Annotated in this window: 14 protein-coding genes; 8 read left to right on the top strand and 6 right to left on the bottom strand. The window is 64.5% G+C overall.

Annotation, left to right across the window (positions count from 1 at the left end):
- Positions 1 to 65 precede the first annotated feature (65 nt).
- Entirely contained in the window at positions 66 to 1,316 is a 1,251-nt protein-coding gene (locus tag H281_RS0107275; RefSeq protein WP_027804373.1) for an arsenic transporter, read from the top strand.
- 95 nt (positions 1,317 to 1,411) lie between these two features.
- Here the strand turns inward: H281_RS0107275 and H281_RS0107270 are convergent, their stop codons facing one another.
- A complete protein-coding gene (locus tag H281_RS0107270; RefSeq protein WP_020066426.1) occupies positions 1,412 to 2,320 on the bottom strand; it encodes a formate/nitrite transporter family protein in 909 nt (302 codons plus the stop codon).
- The gene (locus H281_RS0107265; protein ID WP_020066425.1) at positions 2,317 to 2,562 is read right to left on the bottom strand and encodes a hypothetical protein; all 246 of its coding nucleotides are present in this window, start codon (positions 2,560 to 2,562) and stop codon (positions 2,317 to 2,319) included. Before H281_RS0107265 ends, H281_RS0107270 begins: the two co-directional genes overlap by 4 nt.
- A 522-nt stretch (positions 2,563 to 3,084) precedes the next feature.
- Here H281_RS0107265 and H281_RS0107255 point away from each other — a divergent pair.
- From H281_RS0107255 to H281_RS0107225, 6 genes are all read left to right on the top strand, one after another.
- Positions 3,085 to 3,375 carry an EF-hand domain-containing protein gene (locus tag H281_RS0107255; protein ID WP_020066423.1) on the top strand — a complete coding sequence of 97 codons (291 nt, stop codon included), beginning with the start codon at positions 3,085 to 3,087 and terminating at the stop codon, positions 3,373 to 3,375.
- Between the two features lie 134 nt (positions 3,376 to 3,509).
- Positions 3,510 to 5,081, top strand: coding sequence for an efflux transporter outer membrane subunit (locus H281_RS0107250; protein ID WP_020066422.1), 1,572 nt, complete (start codon positions 3,510 to 3,512; stop codon positions 5,079 to 5,081).
- Between the two features lie 19 nt (positions 5,082 to 5,100).
- Positions 5,101 to 6,309: an efflux RND transporter periplasmic adaptor subunit gene (locus H281_RS0107240; protein WP_084690045.1), complete on the top strand. Its 1,209-nt coding sequence runs from the start codon at positions 5,101 to 5,103 to the stop codon at positions 6,307 to 6,309.
- Positions 6,306 to 9,437, top strand: coding sequence for an efflux RND transporter permease subunit (locus H281_RS0107235; RefSeq protein ID WP_020066419.1), 3,132 nt, complete (start codon positions 6,306 to 6,308; stop codon positions 9,435 to 9,437). Before H281_RS0107240 ends, H281_RS0107235 begins: the two co-directional genes overlap by 4 nt.
- 16 nt (positions 9,438 to 9,453) lie before the next feature.
- Complete coding sequence (locus H281_RS0107230) at positions 9,454 to 10,167, top strand: response regulator (RefSeq protein ID WP_020066418.1); 714 nt, start codon at positions 9,454 to 9,456, stop codon at positions 10,165 to 10,167.
- Positions 10,164 to 11,558, top strand: coding sequence for an ATP-binding protein (locus H281_RS0107225; RefSeq protein WP_027804372.1), 1,395 nt, complete (start codon positions 10,164 to 10,166; stop codon positions 11,556 to 11,558). Before H281_RS0107230 ends, H281_RS0107225 begins: the two co-directional genes overlap by 4 nt.
- A gap of 22 nt (positions 11,559 to 11,580) precedes the next feature.
- On the opposite strand, the gene H281_RS0107220 is transcribed toward H281_RS0107225, so the two are convergent.
- Both H281_RS0107220 and H281_RS0107210 read right to left on the bottom strand, forming a co-directional pair.
- A complete protein-coding gene (locus H281_RS0107220; RefSeq protein WP_027804371.1) occupies positions 11,581 to 11,847 on the bottom strand; it encodes a hypothetical protein in 267 nt (88 codons plus the stop codon).
- 197 nt (positions 11,848 to 12,044) lie between these two features.
- Positions 12,045 to 14,744: a hybrid sensor histidine kinase/response regulator gene (locus H281_RS0107210; protein ID WP_020066414.1), complete on the bottom strand. Its 2,700-nt coding sequence runs from the start codon at positions 14,742 to 14,744 to the stop codon at positions 12,045 to 12,047.
- Between the two features lie 398 nt (positions 14,745 to 15,142).
- Between H281_RS0107210 and H281_RS0107205 the strand changes: the two genes are divergently transcribed.
- The gene (locus H281_RS0107205) at positions 15,143 to 16,408 is read left to right on the top strand and encodes a DUF2252 domain-containing protein (protein WP_020066413.1); all 1,266 of its coding nucleotides are present in this window, start codon (positions 15,143 to 15,145) and stop codon (positions 16,406 to 16,408) included.
- A 72-nt stretch (positions 16,409 to 16,480) separates the two neighbouring features.
- On the opposite strand, the gene H281_RS0107200 is transcribed toward H281_RS0107205, so the two are convergent.
- Positions 16,481 to 21,265, bottom strand: a complete 4,785-nt coding sequence (locus tag H281_RS0107200; RefSeq protein ID WP_020066412.1) for a cellulose biosynthesis protein BcsC — start codon at positions 21,263 to 21,265, stop codon at positions 16,481 to 16,483.
- Positions 21,256 to 22,449 (bottom strand): cellulose synthase complex periplasmic endoglucanase BcsZ, encoded by a 1,194-nt coding sequence (gene bcsZ, locus H281_RS0107195; RefSeq protein ID WP_027804370.1) that lies wholly within the window; start codon positions 22,447 to 22,449, stop codon positions 21,256 to 21,258. Before bcsZ ends, H281_RS0107200 begins: the two co-directional genes overlap by 10 nt.
- Positions 22,450 to 22,453 lie beyond the last annotated feature (4 nt).

Here is a 22,453-nt window from a genome sequence, read left to right as displayed (position 1 = left end):
CCGAGTTGGGGTATCCTGCGCACCGGGCCTTGCCCACGTACAACCATCCATTCAGGGCTTTCGTTGTGACTTCGATTTTCCTTTCATGGGGTATTGCCGCCTTTGCGACGGCCGGCGTGATCGCCCGTCCTTTCAAATGGCCGGAAGCGGTGTGGGCGGTGGCCGGCGCGCTGCTGCTGGTCTCGCTCGGCCTGTTGCCGTTGCATCTCGCGGTCGAAGCCGTCGGCAAGGGCACTGACGTCTATCTGTTTCTGTCCGGCATGATGCTGCTCTCCGAGGTGGGGCGCCGGGAAGGGCTGTTCGACTGGGTCGCGGTGCTTGCCGTCAACCATGCGCAAGGTTCGCCGCGCAAGCTTTTCATGCTGGTCTATCTGGTCGGCGTGGTGATTACCGCTTTTCTTTCAAACGACGCCACCGCGGTCGTCCTCACGCCGGCCGTGTTCGCCGCCGCGAAGAAGGCGAAGACGGACCCGCTGCCGTTACTGTTCGTGTGCGCGTTCATTGCAAACGCAGCCAGCTTCGTGCTGCCGATCTCCAATCCGGCCAATATCGTGCTGTACGGCAATCACACGCCCGCGCTCGTGCCGTGGTTGATGCGCTTCGCGTTGCCGTCGCTGCTGTCGATCGTCGCCACGTATGCGCTGCTGCGCTGGACGCAACGCAAGGCGCTTGCCGGCAGCTGCGAGGCGAATCTCGAGCCGCTTCAGCTTTCGTCGAGCGGACGCGTCGCGCTCGCCGGCATCGCCGTGACCGCCGTCGTGCTGCTGGCGGTATCGGCGTTCGACATTCAGTTGGGGCTGCCCACCGCGATACTCGGCGCGGCGACTGCGCTCGTCGTGCTGATCCAGGAGCGCAAATCGCCGCTGCCGATGATCCGCGAGATATCGTGGAGCGTGCTGCCGCTCGTGGCCGCGCTGTTCGTTCTCGTCGAAATGCTCGATTACACCGGTGTGATCAGCATGCTGGCAGCGCTAACGCGTTCGGCGGCCGCGCACAACGAAATGACAACGGCCGGCTGGGCCGGCAGCGCCATCGCGATCGGCAGCAATCTGATGAACAATCTGCCGGCCGGGCTGATCGCCAGTTCCACGGTGATGCAGGCGCATAGCCCGGAGCGCGTGATCGACGCACTGCTGATCGGCGTCGACCTCGGACCCAACATGTCGATCACCGGTTCGCTCGCGACGATTCTCTGGCTCAACGCAATTCGCCGCGAAGGCGAGGACGTCAGCTTCGTGAAGTTCCTGAAGGTCGGCGTCGTGGTCATGTTGCCCGCGCTGGTGCTCGCGCTCGGCGCGCGGATTCTGATCGGCTGACGCACGGCTCGCCGCGGGGGCTGTGAAGGCCGCCGCGGCGAGCCACGAGTGTTGCCGCGTTTGCGGCGCCAAGCCGCCCGCGCAACTGAACGTGCTCAGCGATGGCCGTTTATTTCAGGCGCGATGGCCGCGTGATTGAGCAGCGCAACCAGCGACATCCCGCCCACGGTGTTGCCCACGAGCGTCGGCACGAGAAAACGGAAGAAATAGTCGTGCAGGCTCGCGTCGCCGCTCAGGAACGCATAAGCAACCTCCGTCGATCCGGCGATGATGTGCGAAAGATGGCTGACGGCGACCACATAGGTAATCAGCAGCACGGTCAACAGACGCCCGGACCGCGCGCTCGGCAACAGCCACACCATCAGTGCGATCAGCCAGCCCGCGAAGACCGCCTTCACCATGGTCGGCAGCATGTGTTCCGAGCCGACCGCCGCACGCGATACCTCGCCGAGTGCATCCACCACCGCGGGCGAGAAGACATCGGGAATGCGTAGCATCGCCGCGAAGATCCATGTGCTGATGAGGTTGAAGACGAGCACCACGGCCCATAGACGCATCGCTTTAAGCAATGTGCGTGGATCGCGCCGCGTCAATACGGGCAGCACCACGGTCAGCGTGCTCTCGGTAAAAAGCTGCTGCCGTCCCATGATGACCAGCACGAAACCGATCGAATAACCGAAGCTCGACACCAGATGGCGCCATGGCGTGTCCGGCAAGCCCGCATCGAGCACGGCTTGTGTGAGAAACGAAAATCCCATGGACAGACCGGCGGCGAGCGATGACCAGATCAACGCGCCGATGGTCCGCTCGAGCGCGGCTTCGCCCTCTTCGCGAACGATCTCATGCAGCACGAGCGCGTGCGGGGCGGTGTGATGCGCCGCCTGATCCTGCTCTCCCTCGTTCAGATGAGGCGAGTCTGCGCCGGCGTCCTGCGCGCGTGGCGCGCCGTTGCCGGCTGCTGCGTCGGGCGTTTTGTGTTTCGGTTCCCTGGTCGCCTCGGTCATGAACGGACGTCCTTCGAGCGCATGCCAGGCGCTTCGCAGACGGCTTCTTCGGAATCCCGCAATGCGCCGAGCACGGCTTCGAGACGTGCCAGCCGGGCTCGTTGCACCGGCACCAGCGCCGCACGCGACAGGAGGCGCACGCGGTTTTCCCAATACGAAAGAGGAATGCGGTCATTGACCGAAATCCGCCCCAACACGAGTTCGAGATGGGCGATCTCGCTGTCCAGGTTCGGGTAGTTCATCGACGTGGTCCGGGAAAAAGAGGTGAACGGTAAATCTGCTCCGGCACTACCTGTGTGGGTGAGCAAGTAGTGTTCCCCAATTCATCAGGACAACGGGAATTCACCAGGCGTTCTTGCAGTCCGCATGTCGTATGCTCAAGCACGCGCCACTGCCGCTATCGGCCTGTTCCATCACGGAGCGGCGCGAGATCAGAATTACGCAAATCGTCGCCTGACGGTAGCACTCGTTCATTTCATTCGATGTCACGCCGCGCCTGTCGCCGCGCGAGGCAATGGACAGCTGTGGCCTTCGATACGTCACTACAGACGGCCATAACGGCAATGAGCAGCGATAAACGGCGGCAACAGGGCGGCACTCCGCCATGCGCCCCGGCGCTTCCCAAGGCGCCCGGCGCTTCATGACATTAATCGACATAACTCTGCAATTGCTTTGGGGCGTGGGTTCCACAAGAATTCGGCCTGTCATTGGACGGATCGCGGCATAAGCAGGCGACGCTCGGTGGCTTATCGAAGGAGTCAGTCATGAAAAAATTGCTCGCCGCCGTCCTGCTGTGCTGCGCGTCTACCGTCACGTTCGCTCAGGCCGCGCCGCAAGGCGGTAATCCGCAGCGCATGGAGCGGATGGTTGCGCAGTTGCAAACGCGTTTTGCGAACGCCAATACCACGCACGACGGCAAGCTGACGAAAGAGCAGGCCGCGGCCGGCATGCCGATGGTCGCTAGCCACTTCGACGAGATCGACACGCAGAAGCTTGGCTACGTCACGTTGCCGGAGATCGAGGCGTATATGCGCGAACGCGGTGCAGCGCATTAAGTGGGGCACTGCGCGGTGCAATGAGCGGTGCACTGAGCGGCGCGCCTTGCAGCGAAACCACACGATGCCGGCGCCGCGCGCTCGTCGCAACCGTCATGAACCCCTCCCTCAACCATTGACGCCCGATTCACGCGATGAAACTAGCCACGTCAAGCCGTTTGCGTCTTGTAAGCGCATCGATCGTCGTGTCGATGGGCGTGGCGTTGAGCGGTTGCATCAGCGTTGGCCCGGACTTCAGGGAGCCCGACGTCACGCTGGAAAACCAGTGGCTGGAGAGCTTGCCGCCTGCCGCGCAGAGCACGCCCGCCGGCGAGGCCGCGTGGTGGAAAGCGTTCAACGACCCGGTGCTGAGCGCGCTCGAACAACGCGCTTATGAGCGCAACCTGTCGCTGCAGGTCGCGGGGCTGCATATCTTCAAGGCGCGGGCGCAGCTTGCGATCAGCGGGGAAAATCTCCTGCCCCAATCGGGCAGCGCGTCGGTTGGCGCGAGCCATATCAACACGAGCGGAGTCGGGCCGATACCGCCGGCTCATTTATGGGCCGAGCATCTGCACGTGAACGCCGGTTGGGAGATCGATTTCTGGGGGAAATACCGCCGGCAGATCGAATCGGATCGCGCGCAATTGCGCGTGTCCGAGGCGGCGTACGACAACGCGCTGGTGTCGATGTTCGCCGACGTCGCCAACGCATATATCGATCTGCGCGCGTTGGAGCAACGCATCGCCGTAGCGCGGCAGAACCTCAAGTCCGTCCAGGATAGCCTGACGCTCACGCAGGCGCGCTATAAACGCGGCGCGTCGAGTCAGCTCGACGTCGAGCAGGCCGCCACGCTGGTAGCCGAAACCGAGGCGCAGATTCCGCCGCTCATCAAGGCGCGTGTGCAGGATCGCGACACGCTTGCGGTGCTGCTCGCCGATCCGCCCGATGCCGTCGACGCGCAACTGAAAGGCAGCACTGCGATCCCCGTGCCGCCGACGCAGATCGACGTAGGCATTCCCGCCGATTTATTGCGGCGCCGTCCCGACGTGCGCCAGGCCGCGCTCAACGCGGCGGCGCAGTCGGCGCTGATCGGCGCGGCGAAGGCGAAGCTGTACCCGTCGCTATCGCTGACGGGACTGTTCGGCTTGTCATCCGGCGAACAGCATGGCATTGGACTAACGCAATGGGGCGGCAAGACGATCGGTCTTTTCTCGGCGGGCATTTCGCTGCCCATTCTCGACCGGGCGCAACTTCAGAACGCGGTGCGAATCCAGGATGCGGCGTTCCAGGAAGCGGTGCTCGACTATCAGAACACCGTGCTGCAGGCGCAAAAAGAAGTGGAAGACGCGATTGCCGCGCTTCGCACATCGCTCGATGCGCTGGCGGCGTCGTCGCGCGCTTCTGACGCATCGCAGCGCGCATTGCGGCTTGCCAACATTCAATATCGCTCCGGCTCCGTGACTTACGACTCGGTGCTGGACGCTTCACGTTCGGCGTTGCGCGACGGCGATTCGCTCGCGCAGAACCAGGGGATTGCGGCGCTTGCGGCGGTGTCGCTATATCGCGCGCTTGGCGGAGGATGGGAAGTCGCACAAGGTCAGCAGGTGGTCAGCGAACGGATCGCCGAAGAGATGGCGCGGCGCACGGATTGGGGGCGTCTGTTGAACCCGCCTGCAGATTCCGCGCTGGCGCGTGCGAGCGCGAACTCGCCGCCGGGCAGTAAATAACGAAGCGGGGAATAACGACATGGCCAATCGAAGAGCAGTGGGCGAGGGCGCAGCGAATGCCTGTGTGCCGGCAGCGTCGCGACGTCCAGCGTTTCACGCCGCGTTGTACCGCCCGTTGAGCGCCTTGCCTCGCGTTGCCCTGCTGACGACATTGAGCGTGGCGTTGAGCGTGACATTGAGCGTGACATTGAGCGCGGCATTGAGCGGTTGCCACGACGGCAATGCCCCAGCCGCACAGGCCGCGCAGTTGCCGCAAGTCAGCGTCATGCACCCCGAGTCGCGCGAAGTGCGCGAGCAACTCGATCTGACCGGCAGCGTCGCACCGTCGGCAACCGTCACGCTAGTCGCGCGCGTCCAGGGCGTACTGAAGGAAATCGGCTTCGCAGACGGCGCCAATGTAAAGCAAGGACAACTGCTGTTTCGCATCGAGCCGGACACGTATCGCGCGCAACTCGTCTACGACCAGGCCTCGCTCGATAACGCCGATCAGGAACTGAAGCGCCAGAAGGAGCTCACGTCGGACAACGCGACTTCGGAGTCGTCGCTGCAAAAGGCGCAGACCACCCGCGACCAGGCGCTTGCGAAGCGGGACATGTCGCGCATCAACCTCGGCTACACGGAAATACGCGCGCCGTTCGCGGGCCGCATCGGCGCGCGCGCGTTCGACGTCGGCAATGTGGTGGGCGGATCGGATTCGACGAAACTCGCCACGCTTGATCGCATCCAGCCGGTATATGTGAACTTCACGTTGAACGAGCGCGACGCGAATCGCATTGGCCTCTTTACGCGAGCGCCGCGCACCGTGCGAGTCAATCTGATCGGCGCCAAGCCGGAGCAAGGTGAGGACGCCGCGCTGGAATTCGTCGATACGCGGGTCGATCCGGCGAGCGGCGCGATCAAGTTGCGCGCTGATATCGCCAATCGCGACACGCATCTGATCCCGGGCATGTCGGTCGAGGTGCATATTCCGGTAAGTGAGCCGCAGAAGGTGCTGCTCGTGCCGGAAACCGCGTTGCTGCGCGAGCAGGCCGGCGCATCGGTGCTGGTCGTGAATGCTGGCGGAGTGATCGAGAAGCGCGGCGTAACGACCGGCAGCCTGTACGGTTCGCTGCGCGCGATCAAGAGCGGCCTCGGTCCGGCAGACAGGGTCGTGACGGGCGGGGGGCTCGCCGTTGCGCCGGGCGTCAAGGTGCAAACAGTCGATGCCGTAGCGCAGGGCCGTTCATGATCCGCTTTTTCGTCGAGCGCCCCGTATTCGCCAATGTGATTGCGTTGATCGCGATGCTGCTCGGCGCGGTCGCGCTCATCAATCTGCCCATCGCGCAATATCCGCCGATCACGCCGCCTACCGTGCAGGTGGTCGCGCACTTTCCGGGCGCAAGCGCGACGACGGTGATCGACCGCGTTGCGTTGCCCATCGAAGCACAGGTCAACGGCGTGGAGAACGCGCTGTACATGCAGTCGACGAGTACGAACGACGGCACTTACACGCTCACCGTCACGTTCGCCGTGGGCACCGATGTCGACAAGGCACAGGTGCTCGTGCAGAACCGCGTGTCGGCGGCCACCGCGCAACTGCCGCAAGCAGTTCAGCAGCAGGGCGTGACCGTGAGGAAGCGCTCCACCGCCATTTTGCAGTTGTACACGCTGCAATCGCCGAACCCGAAATACGATTCGCTTTTTCTCAGCAACTACGCGGTCATTTATCTGCGCGATACGCTTGCGCGTTTGCCGGGCGTCGGCGACGTCACTGTGTTCGGCACCGGGCAGTACAGCATGCGGGTCTGGCTCGATCCGCAAAAGTTGAGCGAGCGCAATCTGAGCGCGGCCGACGTAATGCAGGCCATACAGAGCCAGAGCAAGGACGTAAGCGCGGGTCAGCTCGGCTCCGAGCCCAACGCGGGAGGCCGGGCGTTCCAGCTTACCGTGACGATGCGTGGCGTGCTTTCCGATCCGCATGAATTCGACGACATCATCGTGAAGGCGGATTCGAGCGACGGCGGCCATTTCGTGCGCATTCGCGATGTCGGACGCACGGAGCTCGGCTCGTCGAGCTACGGACAGTTCTTCAATCTCGACGGCAAGTCCGCTGCCGGAATCGCGATCTATCAGTTACCCGAAGCAAATGCGCTCGAGGTCGGCAATGCGGTAAAGGAGACCATGGCGCGTCTCGCGAAAGACATGCCGCAGGGCGTCACCTATCAATTGCCCTTCGATACGACGACCTTCGTGCGGCAATCCGTGATCGACGTTTACAAGACTCTCTTCGAGGCGGCGTTGCTCGTGCTCGCGGTGATCCTGCTGTTTCTGCAGAACTGGCGTGCGATGCTCGTGCCTGCCACGACGATCCCCGTCACGATTGTCGGCACGTTTGGCGCCATCTACATGATGGGCTTTTCCATCAACCTGCTGACGCTGTTCGCGATCGTTCTTGCGATAGGCATTGTGGTGGACGATGCAATCGTCGTCGTCGAAGGCATTACGCAGCATATCGAACAGGGCAAGACGCCAAAGCAGGCCGCCATCGACGCCATGCATGAACTGCTCGGCCCGATCATCGGCATTACGCTCGTGCTGGTGTCGGTGTTCCTGCCTTCGGCGTTTCTTGGCGGCGTCACGGGCCAGATGTACCGGCAGTTTGCGCTCGTGGTGGTTGCGACCACGATCATCAGCGCGATCAATGCGGTGACACTCAAGCCGGTGCAGAGCGTGCGCTGGCTGCGGCACCAGCGGCCGGGCAAGCCGAACGTGGTGTACCGCGTGTTCGACAGGGCCTATGCGCGCGTGGAGAACGGCTACGTCAAGGTGGTTTCGTGGTTCGTCGCGCGCTGCAAGCTTGCGCTCGTTATCGCGCTTGCGCTGGGCGCGGCATCGGCGTTCCTGCTGACGCGCGTGCCGACCAGTTTCATTCCGCTCGAAGATCAGGGATACATGCTCATTGCCGCGCAACTCGCCGACGCGGCATCGCTCGGACGAACGCGCGAGGCCAGCACACAGATCGAGAAGCGGATCGGCGCGATTCCCGGCGTGAATCACGTGGTGTCGATCGGCGGTATTTCGCCGCTCGATAACAACGCGTCGTTGCCGAATTCCGCGCTGATCTATGTCACGCTCGACGACTGGAGCAAGCGCGGCAAGGGCGAAGACCTCCGCTCGCTGTATCTGCGCATGAACAGGGAACTGGCAAAGCTGCCCGACGTGCGCTCGGTCGTCATCGTGCCGCCGCCGATCCAGGGGCTCGGCAACAGCGGCGGCGTGCAGATGCAGGTAATGCTCACCGACGGCTCGCAGAACTATCGGCGGCTGCAAAGCGCGACGGATGCGCTGATCGCGAGCGTGTCGAAACGTCCGGAACTGCAACGCGTGTTCAGTCCGTTTCGCGCCTCGGTGCCGAGCGTCGAACTGACGCTCGACCGCACGAAGGCGGAATCGCTGCAAGTGCCGGTCGGCAATGTGTTCGATCTGCTGCAAGATTACGTGGGCTCGGCCTACGTCAATCAGTTCACTGCATTCAATCACACGTTCCCCGTATTCGTGCAGGCGGACGGCGCGTTTCGCCGCGAGGCCGACGACATTCGCCGCTTGCAGATTCGCAGCAATAGCGGACATATGGTCGAGTTGGGCACTTTCATCGACGCGCACACGAGCGTCGGTCCGGCGGTCGCGACGCTTTATAACCTTGCACCGGCGGCGGCCATCAACGGCAACCCGGCTAGCGGCTACAGCACCGGGGACGCGATCCGGGCCTTCGAGCAGGAAGCCGCGCGCATCCTGCCGGCCGGCATCGGCTATGAATGGACCGCGATGTCGTACCAGGAAAAGCTGGTTGGCAACTCTGCTTACTGGGTCTTCGCAGTCGGTGTGCTGCTCGTGTTTTGCGTGCTCGCCGCGCAATATGAAAGCTGGCTGTTGCCGATCGCGGTCGTGCTCGCGGTGCCGCTCGCGCTGCTGGGCACGGCCGGCACGCTCGCAATACTCGGCGCCGCGAATAACCTGTACACGCAGATTGGTCTTGTACTGTTGATCGCCTTGTCGGCGAAGAACGCGATCCTGATCGTCGAGTTCGCCCGGCATTTGCGTATGCAAGGCGTGGGCATTGCAGAAGCCGCCGTCGAAGCGGCGCGCCTGCGTTTTCGGCCCATCATGATGACGTCGTTTGCGTTCATTCTCGGCGTCGTGCCGCTCGTGGTAGCTACCGGCGCCAGTGCGAGCGCGCGCCGCTCGCTCGGTATCGCGGTGTTCTCCGGTATGCTGGCTTCAACGTGCATTGCCGTGCTGTTCATTCCGTCGTTCTACGTGTTATTGCAGCGCATCGCCGAACGCCAGGCCGCGCGCAAAACACGAAACGATGCCTGAAACGAGGAGCTTTCGCATGGATCGCCCCGCTAAAATCATCGTGCTCGACGACGAAGTCGAACTGCGCAACATGCTGCAGCGTTTCTTGCGCGGGCAGGGCTTCGACGTCAGAGTCGCGGAAGACGGTAAGCGGCTCGACCGCTATCTCGAGCGCGAGCCGTTCGATCTGCTGGTGCTGGATCTGATGATCGGCGAAGAGGACGGGCTCGCGATCTGTGCGCGTTTGCGCGAGCAAGGGCAGACGTTGCCGATTCTGATGCTGACCGCGAAGGGCGATCCGCTCGACAGGGTGCTGGGTCTCGAAACCGGCGCCGACGATTATCTTGCGAAGCCTTTTCTTCCGCGCGAACTGGTGGCGCGAATCAATGCGCTGCTGCGTCGTCAGAAAATGGCTTCGGGCGAAGTGACGGTCACGTCGCAACGCGTGCGCTTCGGCGAATTTGTGCTCGACGTCAGCAAGCAGCAACTCATGCGCGGCGACGCGCTGCTCGAAATCCACTCGGCGCAGATGCTGCTGCTGGTTGCGCTCGCGTCGTCGCCGAACCGGCCGGTAAGCCGCGACAATCTGCTCGCGCGCGCGCGAGGGCGCGATCACGATGCGCTCGACCGCAGCATCGACGTGCAGGTGCTGCGCCTGCGGCAGATCGTCGAGAACGATCCGTCCAAGCCGCGCTTCATCAAGACAGTGTGGGGCGTCGGCTACATGCTGATCGCGGACGTCGATTCATGAGCCGTCCACTATTGCAACGGGTGCTGCCGCGGACACTGCTCGCGCGCAATATTGCATTGCTGATCGCGCTCGTCGTATTGAGCCAGGTGTGCTCGCTCGGCGTGCTGCTGCATTATGTGCAGCGGCCTCGCGTGGAGCGCGCGGCCGCTGTGTTCGCCACCTATGTGACGACGCTCGACAACCTGCTGCAAAGCACGCCGCGCGCCGCGCGCGATGCGCTGGCTGCGCGTCTTGACGCGCGGGCACGGCTTCCCGGCAGTGCGCTGGCGGAGCCGCCGTCGAGTGTCTTGCGCGGATATCGCAACTATCAGCGCAAGGTGTTTCTCGAGAGTCTGCGTGAACATCTCCCGGCAGACATGGAAGCGCGCTGGCAGACAGAAGGAGGCCAACGCCTCTGGATTCGCATGCATGCGCCCGCCGATGGACCGGGCGGCGCGGCGGCGGGAGCCGCTGCTTCCGAGGCCAACACATCCGCTGCACCGTATTGGATCGCACTGCCGATTCCCGAAGACGCCCAGGGCAATGGGCTCGACGCGGCCATTCTGCTGTCGCTCGGCCTTGCCGCGCTGGCGGCGTTGACAGGCTACGCGATCCAGCTTCACCTGAACCGGCCGCTGCAGGAGTTGACGCGCGCGGCGCAGCGCCTGAGCGACGGCGACACGCCGCCGCCGTTGCCGACCACCGGCCCGCTGGAAATTGCCGCCGTCAGCAGCGCTTTCAATCAGATGACGCACGCGTTGCAACAAGCGGAAGCGACCCGCGCGCTGATGTTAGCCGGCATCTCGCACGACATCCGCACGCCGCTCACCAAGCTCCGCCTTTCGATGGCCATGGCGATGCCTGAGAGCAGCGACAGCAGTTTCGTGGTGGCGGCGGAGTCCTACCTCGACCAGATCGAAACCATCTTGCAGCAGTTCATGGACTACGCAGGCAGCGGCGAGCGGGAGCCAGCCGAACCCGGCGATCTGAACGCGTTGATCGAGCGGCTTGCAGGCGACTTCGCGGGACTCGGGCATGAGTTCGAACTGTCGCTCGCACGCTTGCCGCTGATTTCCTATCGCCCGGTGAGCATGATGCGGCTCCTGATGAATCTGATGCAGAACGCGATCGTGTACGGGGGCAGCGGACTGGCGGTGCGTACCTGGGCGACCGACGACACGGTGTATGTCGCAGTGGGCGACCGCGGCAAGGGGTTATCGGCGGAAGAACTCGAGCAGTTGAAGGCGCCCTTCCAACGCGGCAGGAACGCGCGAGCGCATAGCGGCGGCACAGGGCTTGGGCTCGCGATTGTCGAGCGGATCGCGCGGCTGCACGGTGGCAGGTTGGAGTTTCACGCGCGCGAGGGCGGCGGCCTGGAGGTGTGGGTGGTGGTGCCGGGTGGGGCGGGGTAGCAACCCGCTGCCCGCTCTTCTATTACTCGCGATCGAGCCACGCATCCAGTCCCACCCGGAACGCGACGCCCGCGATTACTGGCACCGTCAGCATCAGAATGATGCCGAAGTTGGGGATTGCATCGCCATAGGCGATCGGCTGATACAGCACCACGCCCGAGACTATCGCGAAGACGAGCACGCCGACGGCTACCATCAGAAGATTGCGCGCCGTGATGGACAGCTCTTTGCGCCTGGCCTTGGTCGGGCTTGGGCTCGCAGCGGGGGCTGGGTCGTGTTGGGAAGGCATGATGGCTCTCGTGACAAAAAGCGGCGGAAGGTCAAGCGCCCACGCGACAGGAAAGCAGGCGCGCGCCCGGCATCATACCAGGGCGCGTATGCGCTGCGCGCTTCGCGCCGCGTGCGGCTTCATCGATATAAACCAATATATGCCGCATTCCGGCTTGCGGTGCGAAAAGCGCACGCCGCGCCTGGGGGCGCCCCGCGTCACCAGGCGGCTTCGATGGGATCGAGCCACCGCGCAAGCTCGCGCCGCAACTGGGCGAGGTCGAGCGGTTTGCCGAGCATCCGCGCGCCGGGAATGCTGTCGCCGATCGGCGCATGCGCGCCGTAACCGGACACCAGCAGCACTTGCACGTCCGGCTGTGCGCGCAGGACCGCGCGCGCGAGATTGTCGCCCGACATGCCAGGTAGCGTGATGTCGGTGCACAGAATGTCGTAGCGTTGCGCCGGCACGAGCGGCAGCGCTTCTTCCGCGCTCCCCACCGACGTGCAGTCGAGACCCAGCGCGCCGAGCAGGCTGCTCAGCGCCTCGCGCGAATCGGCGTCGTCCTCGACGAGTAGCACGTGAGCCGGCGAGCGCGCCGGCGCAGCTTCGGGCGCGACGTTTTGACGAGCTTCATGGTCGCGAGCGGCGCCGTCCGGCGTGCAGACGCGCGGCGCATCGACGCTCGGCATCTCAACGCCCGGCGTCTCGACGCTCGACGGATCGTAGGCCACGGGCGGCACGCACGCAGCGATCTCCCGGTCGGTCATCTTGCCGACATGCGTTGCACCGGCAACCGGCCCTGCCGACGCACGCAGCACACTTCGCACCTTGCGCGCGAGATCGTCGCGTCGATACGGTTTCGACAGCAACGTAATGCCGGCATCGAGTTTGCCGTGATGGACGATCTCGTCGCGCGTATAACCGGACGTGAACAAGGTCGGCACCGCGGGCGAGCGCGCCGCTGCACGGCGCGCCAGTTCGACGCTTTTGATCTTGCCCGGCATCACCACGTCGGTGAACAACAGGTCGATCGGCATGTCGCTCTGGATAAATTCGAGCGCCGCATCGCCACTCGATGCAGTCAGCACCTTGTAGCCGAGTTGCGCGAGCATTTCGACAGCGGTCAGACGCACGTCCGCATCGTCTTCCACAACGAGGATCGTTTCGCCGCCGCCTACCGGCGTGGCGGTCTGATCGACGGTTTCGGGAGTTTCAGGCTCGCAGCAGCGCGGGAAGTACAGCGACACGGTCGTACCCTGTCCCACCTCGCTGTCAATCAGCGTATGGCCGCCGCTTTGCCGGACAAAGCCGAACACCATACTGAGGCCGAGGCCCGTTCCATGACCGTTCGGCTTGGTCGTGAAGAATGGTTCGAACGCGTGTTCAAGCACCTCTGGCCGCATGCCTGCGCCGGTATCGGTGATGGAGAACACGACATATTCGCCCGGCGACAGCTCCGCGTGGTCGTTGCAAAACGCGGCATCCAGCACACGGTTCGCGGCACGGACAGTGAGCGTGCCGTCGGCTTTCATCGCGTCGCGTCCGTTGATCGCGAGATTGAGCAGCGCGTTTTCTAGCTGGTTCCGATCGGCCTGCACGTTCCACAGATCGTCGCTCAATACCGTTTTGATCGTGATGGTCTCGCCGAGCGCGCGGTGCAGCATCTCGCTCATGCCCGCGAGCAGCCGGCGCGGATTGAGCACCGTCGGCGAAAGCGGCTGGCGGCGCGCGAACGCCAGCAGATGCGCGGCCAGTTTCGCGCCGCGCTTCACGGCATCGGTCGCCGCCGACAAACGGCGCAGCGTTGCGGGATTATCCCCGGCGTCGGCGGCCATCATTTGCAGATTGCCGTTGATCACTTGCAACACGTTGTTGAAGTCGTGCGCGACGCCGCCCGTCAGGCTGCCGATCGCTTCCATCTTTTGCGCCTGGCGTAACTGTTCCTCTGCGAAGGCGCGTGCGGCGACCGCATCGGCAACGCGCTGTTCAAGCGTCTCCGTCAACTGGCGCAGCGACTGCTCGGCGATCTTACGTTCGTGGATGTCGATCAGCACGGCGGGAAACCGGGTGGGCACGCCGTTATCGTCGAACTCGCACTGGCCGTTCGCTTGCACCCACACGTAATCGCCATTGGGGCAGCGAATCCGGTACTCGGCGCGAAACGGTTTTCCGCCGGACAGCGCCTTGAAGGTCAGATGTTGGAGCAGCGATTGATCGTCCGGATGGATCATTTTTGTCGCCGCGCGGTGATCGACGCCCCGAGCGGCTTCGTCCACCGACAACGAAAAAGTGCGGGCGAAGCGCTCGTCGCCAGTGATCTTTTGAGTGCGCATATCGACGACGCACGTGCCGAGCACGGCGCCCGTATTCAGCGCGAGTTGCAGGCGTTCGTTCGTCTCGTGCAGCTCGGCTTCGGCGCGTTGCCGCCAGCGCTCGGTCAACACACGCCCCGTCGTCTCGACAACGATAGCGAGTACGCCCGCAGGCGCGCCGCTGTCGTCTGCAACGGGGCTGTAGTACAGATCCATCCACACGTCTTCGGGCTTGCCTTCGCGCAGCAGCACGAGTTCCTTGTCGCGATACGACAGCGTGCCGCCGGCAAGGCACGTATTCATGACGTGACGATTGAAGTCGGCAACCTCGGGCCAGCCTGTCTCGACGGGACAGCCCAACAGATACGGATGCCGTCCGCCCGCGAAAACCGCGTAGGCGTCGTTGTAAATCATGTGGCCGGCTTTGCCCCACAGCAGCACGAGCGGCACAGGCGAGGCAAGCAGCAGCTGCACGGTTGCGGTCAGGCTGCGAGGCCAGTTCGGGATCGCGCCGACGTCGGTTGCGGACCAGTCGAATTCGCTGATGCGCCGCGCCATCTCGCCGCCCCAACCAGGACAGCCGTGATCTTGTGCCGGAAATGGCATGCTGCGCTCCACAGAGGGTCACATGGATGAGTGGGCCTCCAGTCTGCCGGTTCACATAGCGCGCGTAAAGGCTTCGTATGGCGCCGGCACACTTTAGCCTCCGGTCGCCCCTATGCTCTCGCAAGTTTTACCTGCGCACTGTGCGCAAGCGCATCTGGAAGCGGAAAGAAGCGCCGATGCCCATACGTTGGAGAGAACTTCAGAACGTATTTCCAGTGGCGGCTTATATCTCGCATGAGTAACCGTTGAAGCCTCATGTGCCCTTACAGAATGCTTCACACGATAGGCGCGATTCCTGCTGAAGGTCGTTGCTTGCGCACGCGACAATGCGCGCGACAAGCGCTGGCGAGGACACGTGCCGCGCCGGCTTCGAATATCGATAAGAGCGGACCGTACAAATGCCGAAGAAGCCCGTCGCAACAAACAAGCTGTCCAAACCGCTCAGCAAGCGGGCGAAGAAGCTCCCCGACGCCGAAGCGCGCCAGCCGCTTCTGACCGCGCGCCGCAACGCGAGAATGGCGCGCTCCGCGCATGCGTATGTGCGAGGCAGCACGAACAGATTTTATGAGTGGCTCGACGGAATCGAAGGGCACGCGCTACCCGAGGGTCCCGCTGTATGGATCTGCGGCGATTGCCATACGGGCAATCTCGGGCCCGTCGCCGATGCGAATGGCCGCGTCGAGATCCAGATTCGCGATCTCGATCAGACGGTGATCGGCAATCCCGCGCACGACCTCATCCGGCTCGGGCTTTCGCTCGCGACGGCAGCGCGCGGTTCCGACCTGCCAGGCGTGACGATCGTTCAGATGATGGAGGCGCTGGCCGACGGCTATGAACGCGCCTTCGACGAAAGCGCGGGTGAGGCGGACATTCACTCCGAGAAACCGGAGGCGGTGCGCGTCGTGATGAAGGAAGCGGTGCGGCGTTCATGGCGCCATCTTGCCGAAGAGCGTATCGAAGATAGCGAGCCGACTATTCCGCTCGGTTCCCGTTTCTGGCCGCTTGCCAAAAACGAGCGGCGCGAGATCGACGAGCTCTTCAGCAAAACGTCAGTTGCCGCACTTGCGACTGCATTGCGTGGCGCAGGCGACGAGGCGGACGTCGAAGTGCTCGACGCCGCCTACTGGGTCAAGGGCTGCAGTTCGCTCGGACGGCTGCGCTACGCGGTGCTGCTCGACATCGACGGCGCCGCAGTGGACGGCGACGATCTGTGCCTGATCGACATCAAGGAGGCAGCGCCCGCTGCGGCGCCTCGCTATGCGGGCGTGAGAATGCCACGCGACAACGCGGAGCGGGTGGTGGAGGGCGCGCGGCATCTGTCGCCTTCGCTCGGCGACCGGATGAGATCGGCGCGCCTTGCGGATCGCGCGGTGGTGATACGCGAGTTGCTGCCGCAGGACATGAAGCTGACGATCGAGCAACTGACTCGCGACGAAGCGACGAAGGCGGCGCGTTTTCTTGCGCTGGTAGTGGGCAAGGCGCACGCGCGGCAAATGCATCTCGCCGAACGCAAGGCATGGCTCGCCGAGCTGCGCAAGAACCGTTCGAAGACACTCGACGCACCGGGCTGGCTCTGGAAAAGCATCGTGCAACTGGTGAGCAGTCACGCCGCCGGATACCTCGAGCATTGCCGCAAATACGCAACCGGCTCCGACGCGGCCTGAAAAACGCCGTGACGGCGGTCCAGCAAATCGGGCCGCCGCGGAATCAGACGCGCGAGCCCGATCAAGCGCGCGCTAGTTGGACAGCGACAAATACGGCGAACTGAGCGGCGTGGGCGGGAACGGCTGCAGGCCCGTCTGCCTCGTAAAGCTGTAGCGAACGTAGACTGCGGCAAGCCACTCGCGATATTGATAAGCATTGCCGAGCGAAGCCGTTGCGCCGAACGCCAGTTGCGGCGCGAGCTGGTATTCGCCCACGGCGCTCAGCGAATACGACACGCCGGTTTTGCTTTGCCCCGGGTATTGAGCGCCGCTATCGACACCGCTGCCGATCAGCGCCGCCTGACCCGCAGCCGCCGCTTGCAACGAGCCCGAGTTGCCGAGCGGGAAGTAGTTCGATGCGTCCTGCCGGTAATGCTGCACGCCGATTGATCCCTTCAGGTCATACGTAAAGGCGCCATTGCGGCCAGTCCATTCGATCGGCAGATTCAGGATCACGTACTGTTGCGGACTGAAGTAGCCGCCCTGGCCATACGTGAAGTACGACAGGTTCTTGTCGTAGCCCATCAGCGTCGTGTTCACACCGATGGTGAACGTCTGGTCGGCGTCCTTGAAGAGGCGCGTGTAGATGCCGCCGCCGCCCTTCCAGGCGGTGTTCGTCACGACGTTGTGTCCATCGTAGTACTGGAACGCCGCGTTCACGTACAGACCGCTGGTGCCGTCGTCCCACGCAAGGCTCGCGAGGCCGCCGGTCGATGTGACGCCGCCCCATTCGAGGCCGGACGCAGCGTCGCGTGTGCCGGCGTACGACAAGAGACTGTCGGTGACCGCGCGCCGCGCGACGGCGAGCGAATAGGAGACCTTGTCGGTGATGCCACCGTTGTACTGCGCGCCGCCTACTATGTTCGTCTCGCGAAAGCCGATCGGCGTCACGCCGATATCGCCGCTCAGCTTGCGGCTTTCGTAGCCGACCGAAAGTCCCACGCCGCTCGCCGTCTGGCTGCCGTAATTGTTGGTGCCCGCAACGGCCGCCGCTGCCGACGTGCTGTTCGACAGCCCCGCGCCGAAACGCGCGAGCGTCGACACGTTGCCTGCCGCGGTGCCGGCATCCAGCGTGACGGGAGTTGCCGTCACCACGACATGGCCGTTGCCTGCCTTGATGCGGCCTTGGATCGGCGCTTCGATGTCGGTGAGCGTGGAGAGGCCGTCCTCGCCGCTGCGGTTGCGAAACACAATGCCGCCCGAGACCGTGCTCGCCTGCTCGCGATTGACCTGCGCCAGTTCCTCGGCTACGCCAAGGGTCTGCGCATTGGCGACGTTTGGCTGCGCGTAGTTCGCGCCATTGCCGCCGCTGCCGTTCATGCCCGGCTGTTGCGGGTAATACGCTTGCGCATAGCCGCTCGGCGGCTGCGGAATGTAAGGCTGTTGCTGCCCGTAATAGCCCTGATTGCCCTGATTGCCATAGGCCTGCTGCTGCGGCGGATAGGGCTGATACGGCTGCTGGCCATAACCCTGCTGCTGAGGATACGACTGATAAGGCTGTTGCGCGTAGCCTTGCGGTTGCTGCTGTTGCGGATAAGCTTGTTGGCCGTAATACGGTTGCTGTTGCTGTGCATAAACGGCTGCGTTGCGGCCGTTCTTCGACGCGTTTTGCTTTTTGCTCGCGGTGCGTTTGCCGTTCGCTGCGGCTGCGGTCGTCGAGCCATACGGCTGCGGCTGCATCGCCCCGGCGTTGGCCTGCGCCTCGCGCGCGGCGGGCGACATGGGCCAGGGCGTCGGCGCATAGCCATCGGGCGTGCCGTATTGCTGCTGCGGATACGGCGCCTGCTGCGCGTAAGCCGGGTTGTATTGCTGCTGCATCGGCTGCATCGGAGCCTGCATCGGCATCTGCGGCTGGGCGGCCTGGCCGTTCTGCCCAGGGTAGGGCTGCAACGGTGCGCCGGACTGGCTCGAGCCGTAGCTGTCCTCGCCGTAGCCGCCAGCGTCGGCCCCCTGACGAGGCGCGTTATACGGCAGCGCGGCGGGCGCGCTGTTCGGCGTGTAGGGCTGCGCGGGTGCCGCATAAGGTGCGACGTATGGCGCGGGCTGCATGGGCGGCGGATAGTTCGGCACGGTCTGTGTCGGCAAGGAAGACTGCGAGTACGGAAGGGAAGCTCGCGCGGCGTTCGAAGAAGCATTGAAGCCGGGCGCTGCGTTATCGGCGTCGGTCGGCGCGAGCGTCGCGGTTTTTCCCTCGAAAGGATTGGTGCCGGGCAACGGCGTCGCGCCGATACGGCGCATCGCCGCTTCCCAGCCGCGCGGCACGTTGCTCGCCGCGGCATTGCGCGGCGCATTCGCCATCAGCGGTGTGTTGGCCGCGACCAGCGAGCGCTGCAGATAGGTCGACGCGAGCGACAGCTTGCCTTCCGAGCGATACATGCGGCCAACGGTGGCAAGCACGCCCGGGTCGTTGGGCGCCGCATTCAAGGCCTGCGACGCCAGCGATTCGGCGTAGCTGAACTGCTTCGCACCAGACGCGGCGGAAATCGCCGCCTGCAGCAGATTGAGGTCGTCGGGCTTGCGCCGCAATGCGACGCGATAGCTTTCGAGCGCGTTGCGGTCGTCGCCGGCTGACGCATACAGGCGGCCCAAGGCGGCCTGCAGATCGGGATTGTCGGGCATCGCCGCGAGCCACGGCGCGATCACGTCGTAGGCGCTGGCGAGGTCGCCACGCTGGCGCACGGCGTCGCATTGTTTGATGACGATGCCGAGATTCAGATTGGCGAAGTCGGTGCGCTGCTGCGGCGTCAACTGCATCGACGACAGACGGCGCATCACCATGCCGAGCTCTGCTTGCTGCTGCGTGGTCGACAGAATGCCCGCGTATTGCAGCAGCAGATCGGTGTTGCCGGGTGCCGCGTTCATCGCGCTGCGCACCAGGCTCAGCGCGCGGTTCGGATCGCCGGCCTGCTGGTAGGCCGCCGCGATTACGCCGATCAGTTCGGGACTGTTCCCCGCCACCGGCTCGGCTGCATGCAAAGTCGCGAGCGCCTGTTGGGTCTGACCGCTGCGCGCCATGCGCGTGGCGAGATCGGCTTGCTGATGCACCCACAGCCGATGCTGCAACGCCGCCATCGCGTCGGTGCGTTGCGCGACGGGAATGCGTTCGAGTTGGGCGAGACCGGCTGACCAGTCCTGCGTTTCCGCCGACAGCAGCGCGCTCGCATACAGCGCATCGGTCATGTCAGGATGCGCGGCGAGCAGGCCGTCCATCATGCTGCGCGCGTTCGCGACCGCGCCCTGGCGCACGTAAATACGCGCGAGGTCCAGACGCAGCCACGGGTCGTCGGGCGTGTTGAGCAGCGCGTCTTCGAAGAGACTGCGTGCGCTGCCCAGGTCGCCGTGCGCTTCGGCCGCGCGCGCTTGAGCCGCCTGCGCTTCTCCACGCAGACGATTGATGCCGCCAGCCTTCGACTGCTGTTCCGTGTTCAGTCGATTGGCGAATTGCAACGCTTCGTCGCCGCGACCTTGGGCGGCCAATGCGCCGACGAGTCCGCGAATGGCGTCGGGGTTGTCTGCCTGGCGGCGCAGCGCCATCCGGTATGCCTGTTCGGCACCGGCCGCGTCACGGTTCGCAAGCAGCATTTCACCGAGCAGCACTTGCGCGGTGACATCTGAAGGATTCATCGCGATGGCGCGTTCGAACAGCGACTTCGCCTTTGCGAATTCGCCGTTGCTGCGCGCGCCGATTGCGTCGCTCGTGTAGGTCCAGTACGTCGCGCTATCCAGCGCGGTTTTCCAGCGAGCCGGGTTGCCGTTGCGCGACGCGCGCTCCAGATAGTTGCGCGCTTCGGCGAAGTGCTCCTGCTTGAGCGCGGCGATGCCCATGCCGCCAAGCGCGTCGGTGTCGTTCGGACTGGTGGCCAGCACCGACGAAAATTTCGCGCGCGCCGTGGCCGCGTCGTTGCGATCGAGTGCGGCGAAGCCCTCGGCGACGGTGCGCCCGCGTGCGTCGACGGAGGCGTTTTCCTGCGCGCGCTCACGTGCCGCCTTGTCCTGCTGCACCATCGAATCGAAGCGCGCCTTGACCGCAGCGTCGTCGTTCGCGCTTTGCAGATACGCCTGGTACAGCGCGGCGTCCGACGGCCGCGCGTCGAGCCAAAGCAGTGCCTGCCGCCAGCTCTTTTTTGCCGCCGCGCCCACCGTGCTGTCGCCGGCGAGTTTTTGCAGCCGCGCGATGCCGTCGCGGCGGGTGACGTCGCGATAGGTCAGATGCTGAGCGTAGGCGAGTGCGTAACGCGGATCGTCCGGGTTATCACGCGCGAGTTGCTCGAGTCCGCGACGCGCCTGATCCCAACCTTGCGGCGTAGCCGACAGCGCCTGGTAGTACTCGAGCTGCAACGCCGGCGTGGCGGGCTTGCCGCTCAACGCGCGCTGATACTCCTGCACCGCGCTCGCGCTCTGGCCGCTTTGCGCGAGCCGCCGCGCGTCGTTCACGGTCTGGTCGCGCAGGCTCGATTCACCGAGCCGCCGGCCGAGTTCGTCGAGGCTCGGGTAGTTCGGCGCAACCGCCTTCAGTCGCGACAGATACTGCTGCGCGCCCGCGCCGTCCTTGCGGTCGGCGAGCACCATGCCCATGCCGAACAACGCGTCGGGCTGTTTCGGGTCGATGCGCAACACCTTCAGCCAGGCCTGCTCCGCGAGGTCGCCGCGCTGATGCGATTGCCAGTACTTGCCCTGATCGATCAGCACGCCCATTGGATCTTTCGACCCTGGTGCCGGCGCCTGAGCCAACGCGTCGGGTGCGGCCGCCGCGAGGCAGCAGGCAAGCGGTAGGCTCAGCGCGAAGCGCATTGACAACGCGAGGGCGCTCAATCGCATGCGGTTCTCCAGCTGGGCACGAGGCGTCCGCTTTCGTCGAAGCGATAGCGTCCGTCGATGAAACCCGTGCCGAACAGGCCCAGCACCCTGTCGTAGTAAACGGGCTCGCGGCCAGGCACGCTGGCGTCGAGCGCGGCCAGATGCGTGCGCGCGAGGCCAAGGCCGTGCGCGTCGCCGAGCGCCTTGAAGTACGGCGCGAGCGCGGCCCAGTAGCTGAGCGGGCCTTCGCCGCTCGCCGAGCCGTTGGTCGACGACACCTTCTCCGGCGGGAAGCCGTTTTGCTGGACCTTTGCGCGCATGCCGCCGAGCGCGGCGAGCCACGGCTTCGCAAGCGGATCGGCAGGCGACGCCATGCCCGCCCACAGATAGACGCGGATCGCGTCGTAGCTGCCGGTGTCGCCGTTTTTCGGGTCGACCACGAACTGCCCGTTTTGCCACGCCGCCCAGTCGGGCGCGAAGCCTTGCGGCGCTGTTGTCTTGACGAACTTGTAGGCGCTGTCGGCGAGCTTCGCCCACGGACCGTTCGGCACTTCATGGGCAAGCGCGCGCAGCACGGGCAGCGGCAGGTAGCTCGGATTGAGGCGCGTCACGCCGCCGCTTTTGAAACCTTCGGGCCCGGGCAGCAGCATCGGACCGACGCCAGGCAGGTTCGTCATCTCGTCACGCGCGATGCGCGCCGCGAGCGCCTGGCCGAGCTGCGTGTAGCTCGCGTCATGCCACAGGCGCCCGGCCTGCAGCAGATCGTAGGCGATCCACAAGTCGGAGTCCGATGCGGAATTCGGATCGAGCACGCCGTAAGAGCCGTCCGCTTTCCTGCCCCATTGCCACGACGGCAAGCGCAGATTTTGCGGATCGAACTGATTGCCCGCGAGGTTGGTGCGCGTCCAGTTCAGCAGCCGGTCGAACGTGGCGCGGTCGTTCGCAACGAGTGCGAAGAAGAGGCCATACGACTGGCCTTCGGAGGTGGTCTGCTGGGTAGGCGTGGAGTAATCGATCACGCGACCGTCGGCTTGCACGAAGCGCTCGACGAAAGTGCGATAGCCAGTCCAGTCGCCGCACGCGCCGGGCGCGGCTGCATTCTGCGCGACCTTCAGCACGTTCGCGCACGCCGCCGATGCCGCGACGCCCAGCGCCAGCGAGACGGCCAATTTCACACCCTGTTTTCTGTTGATTCGAACCCGCATGTCA

The organism is Paraburkholderia caledonica, from assembly GCF_000383275.1.
Classification (GTDB): Bacteria; Pseudomonadota; Gammaproteobacteria; order Burkholderiales; family Burkholderiaceae; genus Paraburkholderia; species Paraburkholderia caledonica.
The sequence above is the reverse complement of the archived record's forward strand: the minus strand, read 5'-3'. Positions and strand labels throughout refer to the sequence as shown.

What these genes read in the sequence shown, in the direction of transcription:
- H281_RS0107270 (WP_020066426.1), bottom strand. Translation starts at nt 2,320, where the DNA reads ATGACCGAGGCGACCAGGGAACCGAAACACAAAACGCCCGACGCAGCA.
- H281_RS0107265 (WP_020066425.1), bottom strand. Translation starts at nt 2,562, where the DNA reads ATGAACTACCCGAACCTGGACAGCGAGATCGCCCATCTCGAACTCGTG.
- H281_RS0107255 (WP_020066423.1), top strand. Translation starts at nt 3,085, where the DNA reads ATGAAAAAATTGCTCGCCGCCGTCCTGCTGTGCTGCGCGTCTACCGTC.
- H281_RS0107250 (WP_020066422.1), top strand. Translation starts at nt 3,510, where the DNA reads ATGAAACTAGCCACGTCAAGCCGTTTGCGTCTTGTAAGCGCATCGATC.
- H281_RS0107240 (WP_084690045.1), top strand. Translation starts at nt 5,101, where the DNA reads ATGGCCAATCGAAGAGCAGTGGGCGAGGGCGCAGCGAATGCCTGTGTG.
- H281_RS0107235 (WP_020066419.1), top strand. Translation starts at nt 6,306, where the DNA reads ATGATCCGCTTTTTCGTCGAGCGCCCCGTATTCGCCAATGTGATTGCG.
- H281_RS0107230 (WP_020066418.1), top strand. Translation starts at nt 9,454, where the DNA reads ATGGATCGCCCCGCTAAAATCATCGTGCTCGACGACGAAGTCGAACTG.
- H281_RS0107225 (WP_027804372.1), top strand. Translation starts at nt 10,164, where the DNA reads ATGAGCCGTCCACTATTGCAACGGGTGCTGCCGCGGACACTGCTCGCG.
- H281_RS0107220 (WP_027804371.1), bottom strand. Translation starts at nt 11,847, where the DNA reads ATGCCTTCCCAACACGACCCAGCCCCCGCTGCGAGCCCAAGCCCGACC.
- H281_RS0107210 (WP_020066414.1), bottom strand. Translation starts at nt 14,744, where the DNA reads ATGCCATTTCCGGCACAAGATCACGGCTGTCCTGGTTGGGGCGGCGAG.
- H281_RS0107205 (WP_020066413.1), top strand. Translation starts at nt 15,143, where the DNA reads ATGCCGAAGAAGCCCGTCGCAACAAACAAGCTGTCCAAACCGCTCAGC.
- H281_RS0107200 (WP_020066412.1), bottom strand. Translation starts at nt 21,265, where the DNA reads ATGCGATTGAGCGCCCTCGCGTTGTCAATGCGCTTCGCGCTGAGCCTA.
- bcsZ (WP_027804370.1), bottom strand. Translation starts at nt 22,449, where the DNA reads ATGCGGGTTCGAATCAACAGAAAACAGGGTGTGAAATTGGCCGTCTCG.